Here is a 19,806-nt window from a genome sequence, read left to right on the forward strand (position 1 = left end):
CCTGCTGGCAATGCTCACCCGTCAAATATTGCCACTCTCTTTCTTTTCCAAAACGATTGGATTTTGCCACGTACAACCTACGTACAGCGGTTCATATCAAACACAATCAACACATGGAAGAGAGAGCAAAAAACGAGCAGCCCAGTTTCATTGAGCGTCTGGCCCAGCGACTGGGTGTTTCAGCCAATGCCAGCACCATTTATGGCGAGCCGGTGGAGCGCGATGGCGTAACGGTTATACCTGCTGCCAAGGCCATGTACGGCTTCGGTGGTGGTAGCGGCTCCAAAGCAGGCGAAGAAGGAACCGGCGGTGGCGGCGGTGTAGGCATCAAGCCGGTGGGGTATATTGAAATTAAGGACGGCAACACCAAATTCAGACCCATCCCTGATCCGGAGCGGGTAGTCAAAATAATTGCGGTGAGCGGTGTGATGTCTCTGCTGATCCTGAAAGCCGTTACCAAACTGCTGAATCGGTAAGCCCGCAGAATACGCTTTGCCAACTGACTATTGCCCGGCCTTGTTTCGGGGCGGGTTGATCATAATGTGCGCTCCATGTGTGCCGGGATGCATGATCCAGGGCATGGCGACGGAGCCCTGGTCGGGTTTAAGGGGCAAACCGGTGCTCTCGGCAGTGGCCCATGGAATGTACACCACGTAGCGCAGGTAGCCATCCACCACCTCACCTGTGCGCATGTTCACCTGCTCGTCCGGAGCACTGTATACAAAGAGCGAAGCAGGTTGCTTGGGCAGGACCAGCTTTCCGCTCTTGGCTTCTTTCTCGCGGGTCTCGAAAATATCGTTGGCGCTCATGCCTTGTTTGCGCAGTTCGCGGCCCCGGGCCATAAAGGGCTCCAACTCGCGGTGGTAGCACGACACCGAAAAGCCGGGCTGAGTCGGGTCATCGGCCAGGCAGATTAATTCGTTTGTGCCTTTGCGCAAGGTGACTATTTCACCCTTTTGGTTGTAACCCAAAACCGTAGCACCCTCCCGCTTATCGGCAGGTGCAGCAAGCACGGCGGTCTTTATCTGGATCTCAACACTAGGTATAGCTGTGCTTTGAGACTGGGCGCTATACCCTATCAACAGGGCGAAAATAAGAGGGAAAAGCTGTTTCATGTCGGTATGGAGCTAAGTGAAAATTTCAAAAGCAAAAGCTGCATGATGGCTTTTACCCTGTACGAAGAAAGCCTCTAAAAAGCTTTCTCTTTCCCCGCTCCTGCTTTTCATAGCATACCTATACCTGGATAATTACACGTCTAAGCCCAGTAGTTATACCTATTAAGACATTAAAATATCAAGATATTTTAGCTATCTTAACGCTACCAACTAATTGATGCACCGCCCATGGCCGAGCCAAATTACCGCATGCAGTACTATATGTTCCTGCTCAGCAAGCACTTCCGAAAAATATTGCTCGGGCTTTTTTTGTTGATTCTCCTGATCACTTCCGTGAAAACCGTGGGCCCTGAGGAAGAGGGTGTGGTGATGTATGTAGGACACTACGACCGCACCGTGCAGCCAGGGCTAAACTTCATTTTGCCTTTTGGCATTGAGGAGATGCGTAAAATACCGGTGCAGCGCCAGCTCAAGCAGGAGTTTGGTTTCCGAACTGCTAGCACCGAGCGAACCACCCAGTACTCTAAAGCAGACTTCAACGACGAGTCGCTGATGCTGACCGGCGACCTGAACCTAGCTAATGTGGAGTGGGTGGTGCAGTACCGGATTGTGAATTCTTACAACTACCTGTTCAAGGTACGCGACGCGGAAAAGGCCCTTCGGGATATGTCGGAATCGGCGATGCGCAAGATCGTGGGCGATCGCACCGTCAACGAAGTGCTGACCGTCGGCCGCCAGGAGGTAGCCACCAGTATGGAGGTGCTGCTGCAGCGTATGTGCGACGAGTATGAAAACGGCATTCGCATCGACCAGGTGGTGCTGCAGGACGTGAACCCGCCGGAACCTGTAAAGCCATCGTTTAATGCCGTGAACCAGGCCCAGCAGGAGCGCGAAACACTGATCAACCAGGCTGAGTCGGAATACAACCGTATTATTCCGCGTGCCCGCGGTGAGGCCGATGAAACCATTCAGCTGGCCGAAGCCTATGCCCTCACCCGCGTGAACGTAGCAACAGGTGAGGCGGCCCGCTTCAACTCCCTTTTTGAGGAGTATGTGAAAGCACCGGAGGTAACCAAGAAGCGCTTATACCTGGAGACGATGGAACGCCTCCTGCCAAAAGTAGGCGAAAAAGTAATTGTGGATGAGCGCGGCAACAACGTGCTCCCCCTCCTGAACCTTGGTCAGAATAAAACGCAAACACAAACGAAATAGCCTGTGAACACTCCTAAAATACTTTCGCTCATAGCCGCTGTACTGCTCCTTACACTGCTTTTCACCAGCGTGTTTGTGCTCGACGAAACGAAGCAGGCCATTGTTACGCAGTTCGGTAAACCAGTCGGCGAACCGCGTACCCAGCCGGGCCTGCACTTTAAGATCCCGATCATCCAGAAGGTACAGTTTTTCGACAAGCGCTACCTCGAGTGGGACGGCGACGCCAACCAGGTGCCTACCAAGGACAAAAAGTTCATCTTTGTAGATTCCTATGCCCGCTGGCAGATCACTAATCCGCTACAGTTCTTCATTCGACTGCGCGACGAGCGCTCAGGCCAGTCACGCCTCGACGATATACTGGACGGCGAAACCCGCAACGCCATCGCCAGCCACGACCTGCTGGATATCGTGCGCTCCACTAACCGCGAGCCTGAAGTGTCGGATGAAATTATGGAAGACCTGGAGAATCTGGAGAAGATCTCTGTAGGACGTGACAAAATAGAGGCGCTGATCCTGAAACGTGCCAACGAACGCACCTCTGATTTAGGCGTGCAGATCCTGGATTTCCGTTTCAAGCGCATGAACTACGTGGACGAAGTGCGCAACCGGGTGTATGACCGTATGATCAGTGAGCGTAACCGCATCGCCGACCAGTTCCGCTCCGAAGGCCAGGGCGAGGCCCGCAAGATACAGGGTAATAAGGAGCGCGACCTGGCCCAGATCACCTCCCAGGCCACCCGCGAAGCCGAAGTGATCCGTGGTAAAGCCGACGCACAAGCCACCTCCATCTACGCCTCGGCCTACAACCGCAACGCACAAGCGCGAGAGCTTTACGGTTTCCTCCGCTCTATGGAAACGCTGGAAAAGTCGTTTGATGAGAAAACGAACGTGGTGTTGTCGACCGATTCGGAGCTGTATAAGTATTTGAAGCGGGCAAACTAAAACAGCGACAGCTGCTCCCCTGTCGGCGTGATATCCGCTACAGAAAGGGTTCGCTCAAAAACACTTCCTTGATTGCTGATGTGGTAGACGGCTGTCTCTTCGAACCTGGAGGCAACTACCACTTCTGTTCCATCTGCACAGACATCGAAGAGGCTCTTCACATGCTTCGGACAGTTGTTGTCTTTGGAAAGGTGCGACAAGAACACATGGCTCATGAAGGCCGGTTTGTGCGCCACAAACAGCTCTAGCGCCTGCTTGTTGGACAGGTGCCCATGGTTGCCGCTGATGCGTCGCTTGAGGTAATAAGGGTAATAACTCTGCTCCAGCATACCGTCATCGTAATTCGTTTCCAGGAAAGCCGCATGGCACTGCTCGAAATGGCGGATCACATGGTCGCAAGGCGCGCCTATGTCGGTAAACACTCCAATCCTCACACCATTGCCTTCCACCACAAAACTATGCGGGTCAGCTGCGTCATGAAATTTCGGGAAGCCTGTTACACTCAACCCGCCAACCTGCACCGGCTCATAGCCTGTAAACGACAGCACCTCCACCCCACTCAAATCCATGCGGGAGCGGTATAGGGTATCGGGTGTTATATAAACGGGTAATTTGTACTTTCTAGCTAACACCGGTATACCTTTGATATGGTCGGAGTGCTCGTGTGACACGAAAATAGCCTTTACCTTGCGCATGGACAGGCCCAAACGGCGCATACGCGTTTCCGTTTCGCGACAGGAAATACCAGCATCTACCAGCACAGCTTCGTGCTCGTTGCCGATGTAGTAACAGTTTCCGTTGCTGCCGGAGTTAAGGGAGGTAATGGCTAAAGACATAGAGGTACAAAGGTCGGGCTTATCCGGAGATAAGTCAACCTGATAAAGGGTAAAAAGATTCCGGCCCTTGGATTATAAAACACAATGATGAAAGCTACAGTTAGGTAAATATAAAAGCCCCAGCAGTTTATACCTGCTGGGGCTTTTGTTTTAAACTGGCTATACCTATAACTCCTCCGCTGCCTCCAGCCTACTCGGTTTAAACTGACTCAGCACATCCCGTATACCTGCCAGTCCGCCGGAGATATTCTCCATCTCCGAGAGCACCTGCCCTACCTGGTTGTTGCCGCCGAAGCCTTTGAGCTTGTTGTTGCGCACGAAAGTGGCTTTGATGTCTTCCCAGCGCTGGGCCTCGGCCTCGGTCATGATGCCGATGAGCTGCTTGAACTTGAGCATGTTGGCTTCGGCGCCGGAGGTGAGCGTCTGCGACTCGGCTTCGTAGTGCGACAGGATCAGCGTCTGCAGTTCCTGGTCGTTCATGATTGGCATGACCTTTTCGGCCAGCTTGTTCATGTTGCGGTAAGAGCCCTGCAGCTTGAAGGCCGGCTCGGTGCGGTATTCGTCTGCCTGTGCCGCCGAGCGGATATACTCCAGGTTCACTTTCAGGATCACGTCCTGAATCCTGAGCAATTTCTTCAGCACCAGCACATACTCGTTCAGTTCAGCGGCCGAATGATTGCCCTCGAACTCCAGCCCTTCGCTGTTGCCGGTTTCGGCCAGCTGGATAAGCGCATAAATGTCTTTCTGACTCTTCGCCGCCAGCTTGGCCAGCACAGTGTTGGAGGTGAGGGAGTTTTCGATGTAGCTCAGCTTGAACACGTCTTCTGTGTCGCCGATGATGTCGCCGAGGTTGTAAATGTCGGCGCGGTTGGCGAGCATGTCCGGAATGCGGAACTTCTCCCCTGTCTCGGTGTAAGGGTTACCGGCCATCACCACGCATACCTTCTTGCCCCGGAAGTCATAGGTTTTGCTGCGGCCTTTGTATACGCCTTCGATCTTGCGCTGGGCGTCGCAAAGGGAGATGAACTTCTGCAGAAACTCCGGATTACAGTGCTGGATGTCGTCGAGGTAGATCATCACGTTGTCGCCCATCTCGAAGGACAGGTTCAGCTTCTCGAGCTCTTCGCGGGCAGCGGCGTTGGGAGCCTCTTTCGGGTCCAGCGCCGTCACCTGGTGCCCGATAGCCGGACCATTGATCTTCATGAAGATAATGCCTAGGCGGTTGGCGATGTACTCCATGATGGTCGTCTTACCGTAGCCTGGAGGTGAGAGCAAAAGCAACATACCCATCAGGTCAGTGCGCTTTGTCTCCCCTGCCGTGCCGATTTGCTTGGCCAGGTTGGCGCCGATCAGCGGCAGGTATACCTGATCGATCAGTTTGTTGCGCACAAACGACGAGAGCACCCGCGGCTTGAATTCGTTCAGACGCAATGCCTGCTCGGCCTGCTGCGTCAGGTTCTTTTTGAGCTCCGTGAAAGCTGTGAACGCGGTAGCTGTGCTGGAGGTATAGTCACGGAGACGGTGCAGGAACTGGTGGTAGTGCAGCTGGTAGCTTTGTCCCTGTACCTGCTGGTGGGCGCCCTGCATGCCTTGCAGATTCTCTTTCAGGACCGTGTGCACCACCTGCAGCGGACTGTAGCTATCGGTCAAGATCAAGGTTGCGACTTCAGCCACATACTCGGCTTTGTCGTGCTGCCCCGCCTGCGCGATGTAGGCTTTCAGCCAATGCTGGATCAGCTCGAACTGGTGGCCCACGTTCTCCTCCAGCGCCTTTACCGATTCTTCAAAACGATCCAGCACCTTTCGCTCCGTCAGGAAATGCTTGAAGCCATCGTACAACACATCGGCCTGACTGTCGATCACAAAATGGTTACCGCGGGTGAGCTCGTAAAACAGGTACTCGCCTGCCTCCGCTGCACTGGCTGCTTTGCACAGGCCGGTCTCCTGCTGAAAGGTATAGAGCTCCTGCTGCAGACCCGCTTTAACGTCGTCAAACTCGTGCGTGTCGGGGAAGACTTGCAGGATGGCGCTGATTCCTTTGAGCTGGTGCGTAAGCGTTTTCTTATTCGACTCGGGCGCAAACACCTGCCAATACAGCTGCGCACAGGCTCTGTCGATGGAGGTATAGCGCAGCAAGTCGGCTGTTTTGATCAGGCGGATCAGGGCGGACAAGATCAAGGCTGCATCGTGGTCGTGCACGCCTTTCATGTAGCCCTCGTTGAAGCGCACAGCCATGAACTTGTTCACGTAGTCGGTCAGCTCGGCTTCCGTCAGTTTATGCAGTTCGTCTATGGTCAGGTAGTGCAGGCTGTTCTCCGATTGCTGACTTGCTATACCTTTTTCCTGTGCCGCTTCCAGCACTTTAAAGGCGAGGTACTCGGCGCGGTATACCTGGTGGTTCTCCGACACCAGCGTCTGCTCCCATACCGAACGGTAGCTCAGAAACTGGTCATCGGTGATCTTCTCGAAAAAGCTGGTGCCCGTGAGGTGGTAGTACATGGCGTCGTCGCGGTGCACCACGCTCAGCTCCAGCGGCTGGGTGTTGACCGTGAACTGGTGCTTGCCGAACTTCAGGATGTTGGCCCCGTCCACGAACAGCTCCTGTTTGTCCTTGAGCTGGCGCACGGCATCTTCTTTCAGGGTTTTGAGGCGACTCTGGATGGTGTCAGCTTTTACCGTGTCGCCGATCTTGAGCAATTCCTCTACCGTGCTTCGCACCTTCTCGATCATCAGGTCGGAGGCAAAGTAGCCGTTGATCTCACTCACCGAAGTCAGTTTGCCAGCACGGTTCTGCACGGCTTTCAGGATGCGGTCTGCTGCTTGTTGCAGGCTATTGGCGCGTTTGTTCTGCGCCTCCTGCAGCTGCACCTTCTTCGATTCAAAGGCGCTGTAGATCTCTTCCCGCTTTACGGTGAGCTGCTCAATGAACTCGTCAAAATCCGGGAAACGGCCTTCGAGCTCTTCCAGCTGCACCATTAGCTTGGCCAGGTACTCCTCGCACTTCTGCGGGGAGTCCGACACGTCGAGGTAGTTCACCACACTCTGGCTGATCAGCTTGATCTGGGAGTTGAATTCGGCCTTGCCTTCCTGACTCAGGAGCTCTTTGCGCTTACGACGCAGGGTGGCTTTTGTCTGGTTGAAGGTGGCGTAAATGGCCGAGATGGTATCGATGATGCGGGTGGTCTGGGTAGCGTCTTCGATCTTGAGGTTGCTCACCACATCGATCAGCATTTCCAGCTCCGCCGAAACCGCCGCAATTTCCTTGTCGGTTGCGTCCGCTTCCACCACTTTGGCTATACCTTCAATGGCGGTGTTGATCTCCTTTACCTTCTTCTCGTAAGGCGCCAGCGCGTTCGGCTGCAACAGGAATTCAACGGCTCCGTTGGCGGTATCCTGCGCAAATTGCTGCAGCTGCGCTTCGTATTTTTCAATGGTCGGAAGGTCGGTATAGCGCAGCTCTTTGAGCGAAATCACCTCTCCGCGTATACCCCGCAGGTCGGCTAGGTACTTCACATAGTCGTTGATGCTTTCGGCCTTTTTGTGCTTCAGCGTCTGGATCAGCGCGTCGGCCTGCCCCAGCACCTGACCTATCTGCGCCTGCGTGTTTTTCTTGATGCTGAGCACCTTTTCGTACTCCTCTACCGCCGCCGTGGCCGTCTGCCGGATCGCCGCAATCGGAGCCGCCAGATTATAGGTTTCCGCACGGTTCAGCCAGTGGTAAGAGTCCAGCACATCGGTGGTCTTCTTGATCAGGTCCAGGTATAGGTTGGCGTAGGAATCGTCTTTGTGCAAGAGGGACAGCACCTCGTTGCTCTCGGCCATGGCCCGCACAATGTCCTTGTTGCCGATCTTGTATAGGTAGGACTCCTGCGTAACCGGTATCACAAAGTTCGGCCCGATGTAAGGCGTCTGCCAGATCTGGATGGCGTGGTGCTTCTGCGCCTCTTCGTCGGCCCGGAAATAGCACAGCTCGCCGTTCTCGTAAATGGCGTAGCCATGGCAAAGAATCGGTGTTTCGATCTGCTGCGTGATCAGGTTATAGGACAGCAACTGGTAAATGCCCGACTCCTTGTTGTAGAACACATACAGGAAATCCTCGCCGTTCGGGGACGCAATGCGCTTCTCAAACAGCATGTCCTGCAGGTTGTTGTCGAATTGCTTGAACTCGCCGGTCTGCAGGTAGTAGCCATAGGCGTAGATGATGCCCTGTCCGTCCGGCAACAGCACACAACTGTGCTCCAGCGCATCGATGCGGCGGGCCTCCTGCAGCTTCACATTGTAGACGAAGTAGCGGTAATTGTTCTCCCGGTAGGGACGTATCTTCAGGACAATGATGTTGCCCACCACGGCGTAGTAGATCTCCGAGTCGTCGAGCGTCTGGTCTTTGTCGTCTACCTCTTCCGAGTAAATGCCGCGACCGGAATCGGTGTTGTCTTCCACCTTAATGGTGAGGTCACCGCCGACCGTCTCCACAAACACCTTGTCCTCAATGGACACGTGCGGGTGCTTGCCTTTGCGCTGCGCCTCGCGGGTGGTGCGCTTCCAGCTGAAGTCGTGCTGGTTCGGGAACACATACTCGTGGTCGCTGCGGTTGTCGATGTAGGTGATCGTGTCGCCTTTGAGCAACCACTTAAAGGTCTTGATATCGTTAACGCCCTTGCCCACCCGGAACACCATGTACAGGTAGTTGCCGATGTGCGCAAACTTGACGAACTGGGTGTTCTTGTAGTATTTGTATAGCTTCTGAAAGTCGTCCTGAAAGGTCTTGTCCTGCAGCAAATCGAGCGGCTGCTGGTGGAAGCTGTGGCCCTCGTAGGTATAGACGCCGAACACATCCGACAGCTCCACCTCCGACTTCAGGCCAAGGTATACGTTGTAGCCAAAAAGCAAGGTATAGCCCACGGGCACCATGTCCCAAGGCACGCAGTTGTTCTCGGTGGTAATGCGCTCGGTCGTGATCAGCTTCGTCTCGATCGCCCCGAACACGCTCTTCCGCTCCTGGTTCAGCTGCTCCAGTTGCGCACGTAGTTCGGTCCCGCTTTTCTGCAGACGGTTCCGTAAGATTTCATAAGTGCCCCCCTCCAACTGCACGTTTTCGGCAGCTGTGGTAGTGGCGGTATTGGTATCTTCCATGTAGGTGGAGGATTAAGAATTAATGATGGTAAGTTTTTGGCTTTGGTCAAAGCCAATTGTTTTCACGGCTTATTTTGTACTAGTGGCTTGCGTAATGAAAATTAAGTACTGAGCATAAGCGGAACTTGTCTAGGCTCAGTTACCCCAAATTGACTTTCTCACAGATTCACTTACTACATCTACGAAAATATCTCGCATGCCTTTAGCTATTTCACTGCCAGCACTCGATATGTATTTTTTAAACTTAAGTTGAGCAACATTACTGTTCGCAGAGTTTCTAATGACAGCGTTTACACTTGCTTTAAAATCTTCTTTTTCAGTCTCTGAAAGCTTTTCGCTAAAATCGATTAACTCATTTGCAGCATTCTGTTGTCGCTCTGTCCATGTATATGCAGACCCACAATTTTCACAGAATTTCGGTTTTTCATAGTCATAAAAACCTATAACTCCAGTAACGTGGTAAAAACCTTTGATTGCAGTATCACAAGATTGACAAGTCATTGTCGTTTTCTCGCCACATTCATTACAAAATTTTTGCTGAAAATTAGGTGATGATTGCGCCATAGAAGTTACAACATGACCATTTAGACAGATTTGTGCTACATCGTAGTAATTCATTTTGCAGGAGTTTTACTATGCAGTTTTACACGTGAGAAAAAAGCCCCTCTCCTTTTTACAGAAGAGGGGATTGGGGTGAGGTTAATTCAAAGAAATGTACGGCTTATCCGCAATCCCCATAGCCGTGGCTGTGCTAGTCAACTGCTTCAGGGTATTGAGCGTGCTTTCGTCAGCGCTGTTTTGCATCATCTTCAGCAAGAGAGCCGATACGCTCAGGTTGCGCACGTCTTCGGTATTCATGCCGAACTGACTCACAAAGCGCTGCAGGTTCTCGCGGAAGTCCACGTGGCCGTTGCCGTTTGGCTGGAAGAACGTCTCCTTCACGGTGTGCAGCACTTCGCTGTTGCTTACCAGTCGGTCCACCTGCTTGCCTTTGGTGATGGAGCCCACGATCTGGTCGAAGAACATGGTCTCGCCACCCACGATGTCGATCTTCGCGGCTTTCAGGGCTTCGGAAATTACCTCGGCCTGTGCACCGGCAATGTCTTTCTGGATGTTGATTTGGGCCAGTTCGATGGCCTTGTCTTTCTCCAGACGCAGCTTGAACTCCTCGTGCTCTTTGCCCACGCCATCAAGTTTGCGCATGGCTTCGGCTTTCTCTTCTATACCTTTGGCATCTACGGTGAACTTCTCTCCAATCACGCGGGCCTCTGCCAGACCGCGCTTCTCTTCGGCTGATGCCATGTTCTCCACCACAGTCGCCTCGGCTATACCTTTCTCTTTGGTCACTTTGGCGGTTACCATACCTAGTTTTTCGTCGGCTTCGGCCTGTGCATTGGCCTTGGCTTTGATCACCAGCGCCTCGGCCTCTCCCTCTTTCTGACGGGCATGGGCTTTGGCTTCCATCACCTGCGCTTCTGACAAGCCAATGGCTGCAGCCTGTGCCGCCTCAGCCTCGGCCATGGTCTTGATGGCCTGTGCACGGTTATTCGAAGACACCTGCTCCGCTTCCGCGTCGATCAGCATTTGCTTGGCTCGGAACTCCGCCGCCTGACGGGCCGCCTCAGCGCTCTTGATCTCTTTCACCAGCGACTCTTCCGCTTCTTTCTCCGCGTTCTTGATCGCCACTGCTTTGGTACGCTCTGCCTCCGCAAATGCCTTGGTGTCCTTGATTTTCTCTTCTTCTTCCACCACGGCTTTCTCCACGGTCACACGCTCGCGGATGATGCCCTGAATGTTTTTGCGCTCTTCTTCAATGGCTTTTTCTTTCTCGATCTGCGCCAGTGCTACAATACGCTCTTTCTCGTTCTCCTCGAGCAATCTTGCTTGCTCCACTCGTTCCGTTTCGATGGCGTCGGTACGCTGCTTGCTGCGCTCTGCCACCAGGATCTGGCGGTCTTTGTTCTGCTCCGCGATCTTCACTTCCTCGTCGGTCGCAATGCGGGCTTTCTCTGCTTTCAGGCGCTCTTCGTGGCGCACTTTCTCCATCTCGGCGAACTCACGCGATTTGATGTTGGCAATCTCGCGCTTCTGCTTTTCCTCGTTTTCAGCCAGTTGCTTTTCGAGCTCCAGGATGGTTTCCTGCGCTTCTACGTCCTGCTTCTTTATCGTCTTCTGCTTCTCGCGCTCGATCAGGTTGGCCTGCACTTTCTGCTTCGCCGTCAGGTCGATGATCTTCTTGATACCCTCGGCGTCGAGGATGTTGTTCTCGTTCAGGTTCTGGATCGGGGTCTGCTCCAGGTAATCGATGGCGCAGTCGTCCAGGATGTAGCCGTTCAGGTCGGTGCCGATCGTTTGGATGATCTGGCGCTTGAAGTCATCGCGGCTGTTGTAGAGCTCCACGAAATCGAAATGCTTACCCACGGTTTTCAGCGCTTCCGAAAACTTCGCATCGAACAGGCTTTCGAGTGCCGAGTGGTCAGAGGCACGCTTACAGCCAATGGATTGCGCCACCTGTATCACGTCTTCCGGCGTTTTGTTTACGCGCAAAAAGAAGTTCACCTTGATGTCGGCACGCAGGTTGTCTTTACAGATCAGACCTTCCGAACCAGTACGGGAAATCACGATGGTTTTGAGGGTGATGTCCATCACTTCCAGTTTATGGATAACTGGTACGACGAATATACCTGAGAACGACACTTTCGTATCGCCCAGACCGGTGCGCACCATGGCCTCGCCCTGGATGGCCTTCTGGTACATTTTGATAACGATGGCAATAAAGCCAATGGCGACTACCGCCAGAATAGCGACGATAGACCAGGATAAAGATTCTAACATGGGAATTAAATGGTTTGGTAAGGTTCTATAAGGTAAAATTTGTTTTCAGCATTGTACTCGAGCACCAGTGCCGTCTCGCCTTTCTGCACGGCGGAGCCATGCGTGGTTCTGACATTGAGCAGCAGCGGCGCACCTGTTGTCTTTACAGCGGCTTGTCCCATTTCGGAGCTGCTGGCTGGTAAGAGCACGGTGCATACCTGCCCGATGATGTTGGCGGCCGATTCGTGCTCTTTTTCGAGCGCGGCAAAAAGCCTCACAAATGGGGTTGTCAGGATTTTGGAAACGAACAGCGCCGCAAAGAAAGACGGGACAAGGTATAGCAGCCCCAGTAGCGCATAGTCGTTGTTGAAATAGTAGTTGAGCAGGATAGAAATTACCCAGAACGGCAGGGCCAGAAAGGACAGAAACACCATAAAAGGCACCTTGCCCAGGTTGAAAAAGGCCAGCACGGAATTGAGCCAGGTCAGCGATGACACCCCGTCAGCATCCACTTCCGGCTCCACCTCCACATCGAAGAAGTCGAGGTCCAGAAAGCCGAAGATCACCGCCAGCCAGTACAGCAGCACAAAGACGAGCAGTGCCGTTGGGATGATGTTGACGCCGGAAAAAGCAGCTTGTAAAAGTTCGTTCATAGGCAAAAGCAGGTATAGTGTGTATTGTGCTATAAATATAATAGAATATTCATAACAATACATACACTTTCCTGATTCCTAGCCCTAAAAAAGAAGAAATTACCACGTTCAATTATCTTTGCGTTTTAGATGACAAACAGACAGGCGACTAAGCGTTGCCTTATATACATGCAAGACCGTTACAACAAAGAAATCATCCCTATCGAAGGATGGGAGCGCGAAGAGACCTTCCGCTTTTTCAGCACTTTCACCCAGCCTTTTTTCAATGTACACACCGAAGTAGACCTCACCCCCCTCTACCGCTACTGCAAACAGCACGGACTTTCGATATCATTGGCCTATATGCATGCCACCACACAGGCTGCACGCAACACCGAAAGCTTCCTGCTCCGCATCCAAAACGGGCAGGTAGTTAAATTCAGCGGGCTCGATATGTCCACCACGATCTTAAAGGATAATAAGCAGATCGCTTTCACCCACTTTCCTTTTGTTGAAAACCTGGCCGACTTCTGCGCCGAGGGTGCCCGCATCATTGCGGAGGTAAAGAAAAGCCCCAAACTCTTCAACGGCCATCAGGGGATAGATCTGCTGCACATGACTACCCTGCCCTGGTTTACTTTCAGAGGGATGGAACATGCTTTCTCCATTTGTCAGGAAGACCCGGGCGTGCCGAAGATCGGCTATGGTAAACTGGAGATGCGCGGCGAGCAGGTATACCTGCCGATCAGCATCGGCCTGCACCATGCGCTGGCCGACGGTTATCACATGCATTTGTTTTTGGAGGAACTCGGCCGGGTGATCCAAGGCTATACCTTGTAGAATTCCACGTATTTGTTGCGCTATACCTGACATCGGTACAAAGTGCTATAATGTTTAAACATTTTCGATGGATTTCTCTTGCCCTATATAGTGGTAATCAATATATTGTGTAGCTGTAGGGGCCTGTCCCTGCCTGAAATTTCTTCACCTTTCAACCTACCAATATGTGGCGATCCGTTATCACTGGCACGGGCAGTTATATCCCGACTGAAGTAAAGACCAACCAGGATTTTACCTCTCACGATTTTTACACGGAACAGAACGTCCCGATCGGGGTTTGTCCGAATGTGGTCGTCGAGAAGTTTAAGAAGATAACAGGTATAGCCGAGCGCCGCTACGTGGCCCCACACCTTACCACTTCCGACATCGCCACCCTGGCCGCTGAAGAGGCTATACGCGACAGCGGCATCGACCCCGAAACGCTCGACATGATCATTGTGGCCCACAACTTCGGCAACGTGATCGAGGGCACCATTCAGTCGGATGCTGTGCCCGCACTGGCCAGTCGCGTGAAGCACAACCTCAAAATTAAGAGCCCTAACTGTGTGGCTTACGACATTCTGTTTGGCTGTCCGGGCTGGGTGCAGGGCATGATCCAGGCCGACGCTTTTTTTAAGGCAGGTATGGCCCGAAAGGCGCTCGTGATCGGGGCTGAAACCCTCTCCCGCGTCATCGACCCCTATGACCGCGACAGCATGATCTTCAGCGATGGGGCCGGTGCCTCGGTGGTGGAATACAAAGAAGTTCGTGAAGACGGCAGTGGCATGCTGGCCAGCTGCGCCCGCAGCCACAGCGTGGAGGAGGCTTATTACATCAACATGAACAAGTCCTACATGCCGGACGGCGACCCGCGTGTGCGCTACATCAAAATGAAGGGCCGCAAGGTATACGAATACGCCATTACACTCGTGCCTGAAGCCATGAAGGCGTGCCTGGACATGTGCGGCGTGGACATCAAAGACCTCAAAAAAGTATTCATTCACCAGGCCAACGAGAAAATGGACGAGGGCATGATCCAGGCGCTGTACAAACTCTACGGCCGTCGCGACATTCCGGAGGATATCATGCCGATGAGCATCCACTACCTGGGTAACAGCTCCGTGGCTACGGTGCCCACGCTGTATGACATTGTAAGCAAAGGCAAAGATGAGCAGCACGAACTAAACACTGGCGACATTATTTTGTTTGCATCCGTAGGGGCTGGCATGAACATCAATGCCATCTGCTACAGGGTATAGCCCCAGATTGATATCAAACCCAAAGGCCCCGTAACCATTGTCGGGGCCTTTTTCTTACACGGGTAGCTGCAGCTCAATAAGTTTTTATTTGTTGAATCGACACCTGCATGCGCTCATAGTGCGAGCCCTTCCAGTACACCCTTTTACAATCCCTGCACTGGTAAAAATCTTCAAAGTATAGCCGAGTTTTAGGCGGCAGCTGCTCCTGCACAGCCTCTTTTGAAACCGCTTTGATCTCCCCGTTACACACCATACAGCGGGTAAATGGCCGGAGCCAGTCAATCAGCCGGAAGCGGCGGATCACCTCTGTCAGCTGCTCCTTGGTGTGCTGTGAGCGCAGCCAATACCCGGCAGGTATAGCCTTGTTTTTGAGCAGGTCCACGTCCCGCGTCAGCAGGATGCGCTGCTCGGTACTGGCAATTTGCACCAGTGCCGGGTCGTGCAGGTCGTTTTGGTATACCGTGTCAAAACCCAGCATGCGCAGGTGGTGGGCGAGTGTGCCCAAGTGCACGTCCAGCACAAAGCGTCGCTCTGCTATACCTGCCAGCAGTTCTTCTTCTCTTCCATCGTAGGGGTATACCGCCACCCTGTCCTCCGGCTGCAGGCGGTATGTGGCCCCAACCTGCTGCCCGTTCACCAGCACCTTCCGCACTTCCAGGTATGGCACCCCGTTGGCTTCGATCATGTCTTTCACTGATTGGTGCACTGCAAAGGTATATATGATGTTCGTGTTGCGCTGGCGTGGACGCAGGAAATCATTTAGGGAGCCGTGAAATTGGAAATGGGCAATGAGGGGCATGAGGTACAAGGTATAGCAAAGGTATACGGCCCTCAAAGCAAAACCGCCCGGACAAGGCCCGGGCGGTTTAACAATTAACAAAAACCAGTCTTTACAGTATTGTCGTTTAGTTTGCTCTTCTTGTTTCTTCCTCGGCACTGCCTGTGCGGCGGCGCGACGGACCAGACTGCGCCTGCCCGAAACGGTAGTTGAAGCTGAGGGTGGCCACCTGCGTGTCGCGGCGCTGGAAGAAGTTCTCTTCGTACCGGGCCAGGGCGGTGTAGCCGTTTACTTTATTTGTAAAGAACACATCCGACACGTTCAGTTTTACACTCGCTTTTCGGTCCCAGAACTGTTTCTGCACCCCCATCGACATAAACCACAGCGGGTCCACTTCCAGGAAGCCGTATACCTCGCGGCTGCGGTAAACCCCCACCAGTTCCGCCGACCAGTCGTTTGGCAGCTTGATCGTGTTGTTCGAGTTCAGGTTAAAGGTCGGGATGCCGTTGCTCAGGTCGGTATCGGCCACGTAGCCTTTGTAGTGCCCGTAGTAGAAGGTCGCGTTGTTCACGCTGTTGAACCAGTTGCCGATCGAGAAGGGCGCTGTCAGGGTCAGGCCATAGTAGTCGAGCGAGGCCAGGTTACGGAAGGTCTGCACCACCAGTTTCTCACCTTCCTCGGCTGGCGAGAGCACCTGCACCATCACATCGGTGGTGCGGCTGTAGCTCAGCTTGGTGATGAAACGCTGATCGAAGGTATGGGTGAGTTCGAAGGAGTAGGAAAGCTCGGGTTTCAGGAAAGGGTTGCCTGCTGCGTAAGTGCTCGGGTCGAGGAAGTTCTTGAAGGGGTTGAGTTGGTTGTAGGACGGACGGTTGATGCGGCGGCTCACCGACACACCCAGGTCGTGCTTCTTGTTGAGGCTATAGTTTACAGCGGCACTCGGGAACAACTGGGTATAGTTGCGGTCAAATTTCTGGCCGTCGGTCAGCTGTCTGCCCTTGGCGATGGTGTTCTCCAGTCGTAGCCCCAGTTGCAGCCCGGTTTTCGACCACTTTTTGTTCGCATTCACATAGGCTGCATTGATGTTCTCGTCATACAGAAAATGGTTGCTCTTGTCGGTGTCCGGCACGTTGCCGCCGTTGCTGCGGTCGAAAAAGGCCAGGTCGTTGTCTGCTTTCACCAGGCTGCTTTTCAGGCCTGCCTCAAAATTGCCTCCGATGGCACGCAGCGGCTGTCGGTAGTCGGCGCGGGCAGACCGGATGGTGAGTTCGCCATCCAGCGTACCATACAATAGGTAAGGGTCGCGGATCTGCTCGTTGCTCAGGTTGTAGTAATTGGTGGTGAAGTTCTGCTCGTCGGTGTTGCGGTAAGCAATGTAGTCGAGGTCGGCGGATATTTCGCGGCCCAGGCTGTCGAGCGTGTGCTTCAGGTTGAAGTTGTAGGCTTGGTTACGGCGACCGTGTTCCACATCGGCGCCCGTCACGAAAGAAGACTCTGTCTGTCCAGCCGCGTTGATCACGGCGGAGCGGTTATTAGTACCGCGGTCCAGGTCCGAAGCAAAGCCACTGGCCACCACGCCCAGCACTGTTTTAGGCGACAGGAAGTAATCGGCCCCCACCCGGCCGCTGTGGTTGTTCATGGTAAAGTCAAACCGGTTCTGCTGATCGTAGGCTCCTATGAAGGCGCCGTTTTCGTCCAGGAAGCGGCGGTAAATATCCAGGTCGTTATAATCTTTGCGCAGCACATAATTGTAGCTGCCGAAGAAATTAAACTTTTTGGTGCGGTGGTTCAGCTGCACGCCCTGGTTCGACTTGGCAAAGCGGCCCTGACCGTAAGAGGCGCTGAAGGTGCCGTTGGTGCCCAGGCTTTTGTCGCGCTTCAGGCGGATGTCGATGATGCCAGAGTTACCAGCCGCGTCGTATTTGGCCGAGGGATTGGTGATCAGCTCGATCTTCTCCACACTGTTGGCCGACATGCCGCGCAGCATATTGGCCAGTTCGGAGCCTGACATGGGCACCGGCTTTCCGTCTACCATCACAATCACGCCCTGGCGGCCGCGCATGCTGATGTTGTCGTTCTGGTCGATCACCACTCCCGGCGCTTTTTCGAGTACTTCCAGCGCTGTGTTGCCCGCCGACACAATGCTGTTCTCCACATTCAGCACTGTTTTGTCGAGGTGCTGCTCTATAAACGGCTTCTGCGCTTCAATCACCACCTCTTTCAGTGCTGTGGCGGACTGGCTCATCAGAATGGGACTCAGTTTCAGCGCTTCAGCTTCTGAAGTCACGTTCGCCTCCATCGCTTTCGATTTGCCCAGGCCCACCATGCTGGCTACCACTTTATACCTGCCTACGGCTATACCTTCAAACAAAAAGGCACCGCTTTCATCCGACAGGGTGCCTTTTACCAGAGAAGAATCGGCGGCTTTGAGCAGGAGCACGTTGGCATAGCCCAGCGGCTTATCGGCTGTCTCCAGCACCTTGCCCGCGATGGTTGCCTGCTGTGCCGACACAGTGGTGCAGAAAAAGAAGAAGAAAGGTAACAGCAGGTATAGCTTGCTGCATGAAGACTGGTGAGTTAGAGAATTTTTCATGTGCGCTTCGTATTAATTTTTCATAGTTTCCGTTTTGTTTATCCTAAATGCATGCCACATAAATAAATTATTGATTTTCAGATAGTTATAATAAAAATGATAGCTATAGCTAATTCAAAAGTGTCTGATAATGAACACCTTTTTATAATTCCGGACACCTAAGGCAGCAGGTATAAGCAAAAGAGAAAGGCGGCGGGAAAAGGGTTGCTTGGAAGCTGTGAAATTGAGGTGAAGAAATGGGACTTTAACATTTTGTTAAGACATCTCCGTATAAATTGCCTAATATTAGCCTGCCATTATTTTCTAACCCACTTCCGAGCATGGAGTCCTACTTCGAACTGAAAAAGAACAACACCACCATCCGTACAGAAGTCCTGGCGGGGCTCACCTCTTTTCTGGCAACGGCCTATATCGTGGTCGTAAACCCGTCTATTTTGAGTCAGGCGGGCATGCCTTTTTCGGGAGCGCTGACGGCCACGGTGCTGGTATCTTTTTTCAGCAGTCTGATGATGGGCCTCTATGCTCGCAACCCGATTGTGGTGGCGCCAGGTATGGGGCTCAATGCCTTCTTCACGTTTTCGGCAGTGCTGGGCATGGGCATTACGTGGCAGGTGGCGCTGGGCGCTGTTTTCTGGTCAGGCATCGTGTTCCTGCTGCTCTCCGTTTTTAAAGTGCGCGTTTTGATCGTCAAAGCCATACCGCGTCCGCTGCGCTATGCCATTGCCGCAGGTATAGGCTTGTTCATCACCATCATCGGGTTTGCCAACGCCGGTTTTATTGTCCCCAACGAGGCTACCACCACGGGTCTGGGTCCGCTTTCTCCGTCTGTGCTCACGTTTCTGGGCGGTTTGTTTTTGATGGCCATCCTGATTGCGCGAAACGTGACGGGGGCCATACTGGTAGGTATAGTGCTCACCACACTGGCAGCCTACCCGCTCGGGCGCTGGTGGGCCACGGATGCGGCACCCCTCATCAGTTGGCAGGGCCTGCTTGCTGCCCCTGACTTCAGCCTGATCTTTCAGCTGGATCTGATCAACTCGCTGCAGTTTGCGGTTTTCCCCGTCATCTTCGCCTTCGTTTTCACCGATCTGTTCGATAGCCTCTCCACCTTCGTGGGGCTGGCCGAAGCCGCTAACCTGACTGACGAGCACGGCGAGCCGCGCAACGTGGGCCGCTCGCTCACAGCCGATGCCGTGTCTACCACCATTTCGGGTTTGCTGGGTTCGAGCCCGGGCACCGCTTACGTGGAGTCGGCGGTAGGTATAGAGGCGGGTGGTCGCACGGGTCTGACAGCGGTTGTGGCCGGTGTATTGTTTCTCCCCTTTCTGTTTCTGGCGCCGCTGTTGTCTATGATTCCGGCCATTGCCACCGCGCCTGCCCTGGTGCTGGTGGGCGCGTTCATGGTACGCCCGATCGTCCGCATCAATTGGCTGAAAATGGATGAGGCTATACCTGCTTTTCTGGCCATGGTGCTGATTCCCTTCACGCACTCCATTTCGCAGGGCATTATCTGGGGCTTCCTGAGCTGGGCGGTTTTAAAGGTAGCCACCGGGCAGGGCCGCAGCATTTCGCCTACTTTGTGGGTCATTGTCGCGTTTTGTGTGCTGGCGCTTGTCATGCAGTCGCATTAAGGCAATTACCTGTATTTATTAAGCGCATCTTGCTTAACTTAG

Annotated in this window: 14 protein-coding genes; 6 read left to right on the forward strand and 8 right to left on the reverse strand. The window is 53.4% G+C overall.

The features are described from left to right. Nucleotides 1-113: 113 nt before the first annotated feature. Entirely contained in the window at nt 114-476 is a 363-nt protein-coding gene (locus BD749_RS04980; protein ID WP_101443241.1) for a GerW family sporulation protein, read from the forward strand. Between the two features lie 27 nt (nt 477-503). On the opposite strand, the gene BD749_RS04985 is transcribed toward BD749_RS04980, so the two are convergent. Beyond that, nucleotides 504-1,115, reverse strand: coding sequence for a hypothetical protein (locus BD749_RS04985; protein ID WP_101443242.1), 612 nt, complete (start codon nt 1,113-1,115; stop codon nt 504-506). Nucleotides 1,116-1,343: 228 nt separating this feature from the next. Here BD749_RS04985 and hflK point away from each other — a divergent pair, with 228 nt between their 5' ends. Both hflK and hflC read left to right on the forward strand, forming a co-directional pair. After that, the gene (gene hflK, locus BD749_RS04990; protein ID WP_101443243.1) at nt 1,344-2,327 is read left to right on the forward strand and encodes an FtsH protease activity modulator HflK; all 984 of its coding nucleotides are present in this window, start codon (nt 1,344-1,346) and stop codon (nt 2,325-2,327) included. 3 nt (nt 2,328-2,330) lie between these two features. After that, nucleotides 2,331-3,269 carry a protease modulator HflC gene (hflC, locus tag BD749_RS04995; RefSeq protein WP_101443244.1) on the forward strand — a complete coding sequence of 313 codons (939 nt, stop codon included), beginning with the start codon at nt 2,331-2,333 and terminating at the stop codon, nt 3,267-3,269. Here hflC and BD749_RS05000 read toward each other — a convergent pair. The 5 genes from BD749_RS05000 to BD749_RS05020 form a co-directional block, all read right to left on the reverse strand. Beyond that, nucleotides 3,266-4,105, reverse strand: a complete 840-nt coding sequence (locus BD749_RS05000) for an MBL fold metallo-hydrolase (protein WP_101443245.1) — start codon at nt 4,103-4,105, stop codon at nt 3,266-3,268. The two genes, hflC and BD749_RS05000, sit on opposite strands and share 4 nt — an antisense overlap. Nucleotides 4,106-4,270: 165 nt before the next feature. Then, nucleotides 4,271-9,238 carry a DNA repair ATPase gene (locus BD749_RS05005; protein WP_101443246.1) on the reverse strand — a complete coding sequence of 1,656 codons (4,968 nt, stop codon included), beginning with the start codon at nt 9,236-9,238 and terminating at the stop codon, nt 4,271-4,273. Nucleotides 9,239-9,373: 135 nt separating this feature from the next. Beyond that, nucleotides 9,374-9,856: a DUF2321 domain-containing protein gene (locus BD749_RS05010; protein WP_101443247.1), complete on the reverse strand. Its 483-nt coding sequence runs from the start codon at nt 9,854-9,856 to the stop codon at nt 9,374-9,376. 81 nt (nt 9,857-9,937) lie between these two features. Next, nucleotides 9,938-12,073, reverse strand: a complete 2,136-nt coding sequence (locus BD749_RS05015; RefSeq protein ID WP_101443248.1) for a flotillin family protein — start codon at nt 12,071-12,073, stop codon at nt 9,938-9,940. Between the two features lie 5 nt (nt 12,074-12,078). Next, a complete protein-coding gene (locus tag BD749_RS05020) occupies nt 12,079-12,705 on the reverse strand; it encodes an OB-fold-containig protein (RefSeq protein WP_180336316.1) in 627 nt (208 codons plus the stop codon). 168 nt (nt 12,706-12,873) lie between these two features. On the opposite strand from BD749_RS05020, the gene BD749_RS05025 reads away from it, so the two are divergent. Further along, the gene (locus tag BD749_RS05025; protein ID WP_101443250.1) at nt 12,874-13,524 is read left to right on the forward strand and encodes a CatA-like O-acetyltransferase; all 651 of its coding nucleotides are present in this window, start codon (nt 12,874-12,876) and stop codon (nt 13,522-13,524) included. Between the two features lie 164 nt (nt 13,525-13,688). Continuing rightward, nucleotides 13,689-14,762, forward strand: a complete 1,074-nt coding sequence (locus BD749_RS05030; RefSeq protein WP_101443251.1) for a 3-oxoacyl-ACP synthase III family protein — start codon at nt 13,689-13,691, stop codon at nt 14,760-14,762. 73 nt (nt 14,763-14,835) lie between these two features. On the opposite strand, the gene BD749_RS05035 is transcribed toward BD749_RS05030, so the two are convergent. Beyond that, the gene (locus BD749_RS05035) at nt 14,836-15,561 is read right to left on the reverse strand and encodes a Mut7-C RNAse domain-containing protein (RefSeq protein WP_101443252.1); all 726 of its coding nucleotides are present in this window, start codon (nt 15,559-15,561) and stop codon (nt 14,836-14,838) included. Between the two features lie 106 nt (nt 15,562-15,667). Next, nucleotides 15,668-18,133: an outer membrane beta-barrel family protein gene (locus BD749_RS05040; protein WP_101443253.1), complete on the reverse strand. Its 2,466-nt coding sequence runs from the start codon at nt 18,131-18,133 to the stop codon at nt 15,668-15,670. A gap of 320 nt (nt 18,134-18,453) precedes the next feature. On the opposite strand from BD749_RS05040, the gene BD749_RS05045 reads away from it, so the two are divergent. Continuing rightward, a complete protein-coding gene (locus BD749_RS05045) occupies nt 18,454-19,764 on the forward strand; it encodes an NCS2 family permease (RefSeq protein ID WP_101443254.1) in 1,311 nt (436 codons plus the stop codon). The last annotated feature ends 42 nt before the right edge of the window (nt 19,765-19,806 follow it).

It is taken from the genome of Pontibacter ramchanderi (assembly GCF_002846395.1).
Taxonomy (GTDB): domain Bacteria; phylum Bacteroidota; class Bacteroidia; order Cytophagales; family Hymenobacteraceae; genus Pontibacter; species Pontibacter ramchanderi.

Coding starts and splice junctions, on each gene's coding strand:
- BD749_RS04980 (WP_101443241.1), top strand. CDS start 114: ATGGAAGAGAGAGCAAAAAACGAGCAGCCCAGTTTCATTGAGCGTCTG.
- BD749_RS04985 (WP_101443242.1), bottom strand. CDS start 1,115: ATGAAACAGCTTTTCCCTCTTATTTTCGCCCTGTTGATAGGGTATAGC.
- hflK (WP_101443243.1), top strand. CDS start 1,344: ATGGCCGAGCCAAATTACCGCATGCAGTACTATATGTTCCTGCTCAGC.
- BD749_RS05000 (WP_101443245.1), bottom strand. CDS start 4,105: ATGTCTTTAGCCATTACCTCCCTTAACTCCGGCAGCAACGGAAACTGT.
- BD749_RS05005 (WP_101443246.1), bottom strand. CDS start 9,238: ATGGAAGATACCAATACCGCCACTACCACAGCTGCCGAAAACGTGCAG.
- BD749_RS05010 (WP_101443247.1), bottom strand. CDS start 9,856: ATGAATTACTACGATGTAGCACAAATCTGTCTAAATGGTCATGTTGTA.
- BD749_RS05015 (WP_101443248.1), bottom strand. CDS start 12,073: ATGTTAGAATCTTTATCCTGGTCTATCGTCGCTATTCTGGCGGTAGTC.
- BD749_RS05020 (WP_180336316.1), bottom strand. CDS start 12,705: ATGAACGAACTTTTACAAGCTGCTTTTTCCGGCGTCAACATCATCCCA.
- BD749_RS05025 (WP_101443250.1), top strand. CDS start 12,874: ATGCAAGACCGTTACAACAAAGAAATCATCCCTATCGAAGGATGGGAG.
- BD749_RS05030 (WP_101443251.1), top strand. CDS start 13,689: ATGTGGCGATCCGTTATCACTGGCACGGGCAGTTATATCCCGACTGAA.
- BD749_RS05035 (WP_101443252.1), bottom strand. CDS start 15,561: ATGCCCCTCATTGCCCATTTCCAATTTCACGGCTCCCTAAATGATTTC.
- BD749_RS05040 (WP_101443253.1), bottom strand. CDS start 18,133: ATGAAAAATTCTCTAACTCACCAGTCTTCATGCAGCAAGCTATACCTG.
- BD749_RS05045 (WP_101443254.1), top strand. CDS start 18,454: ATGGAGTCCTACTTCGAACTGAAAAAGAACAACACCACCATCCGTACA.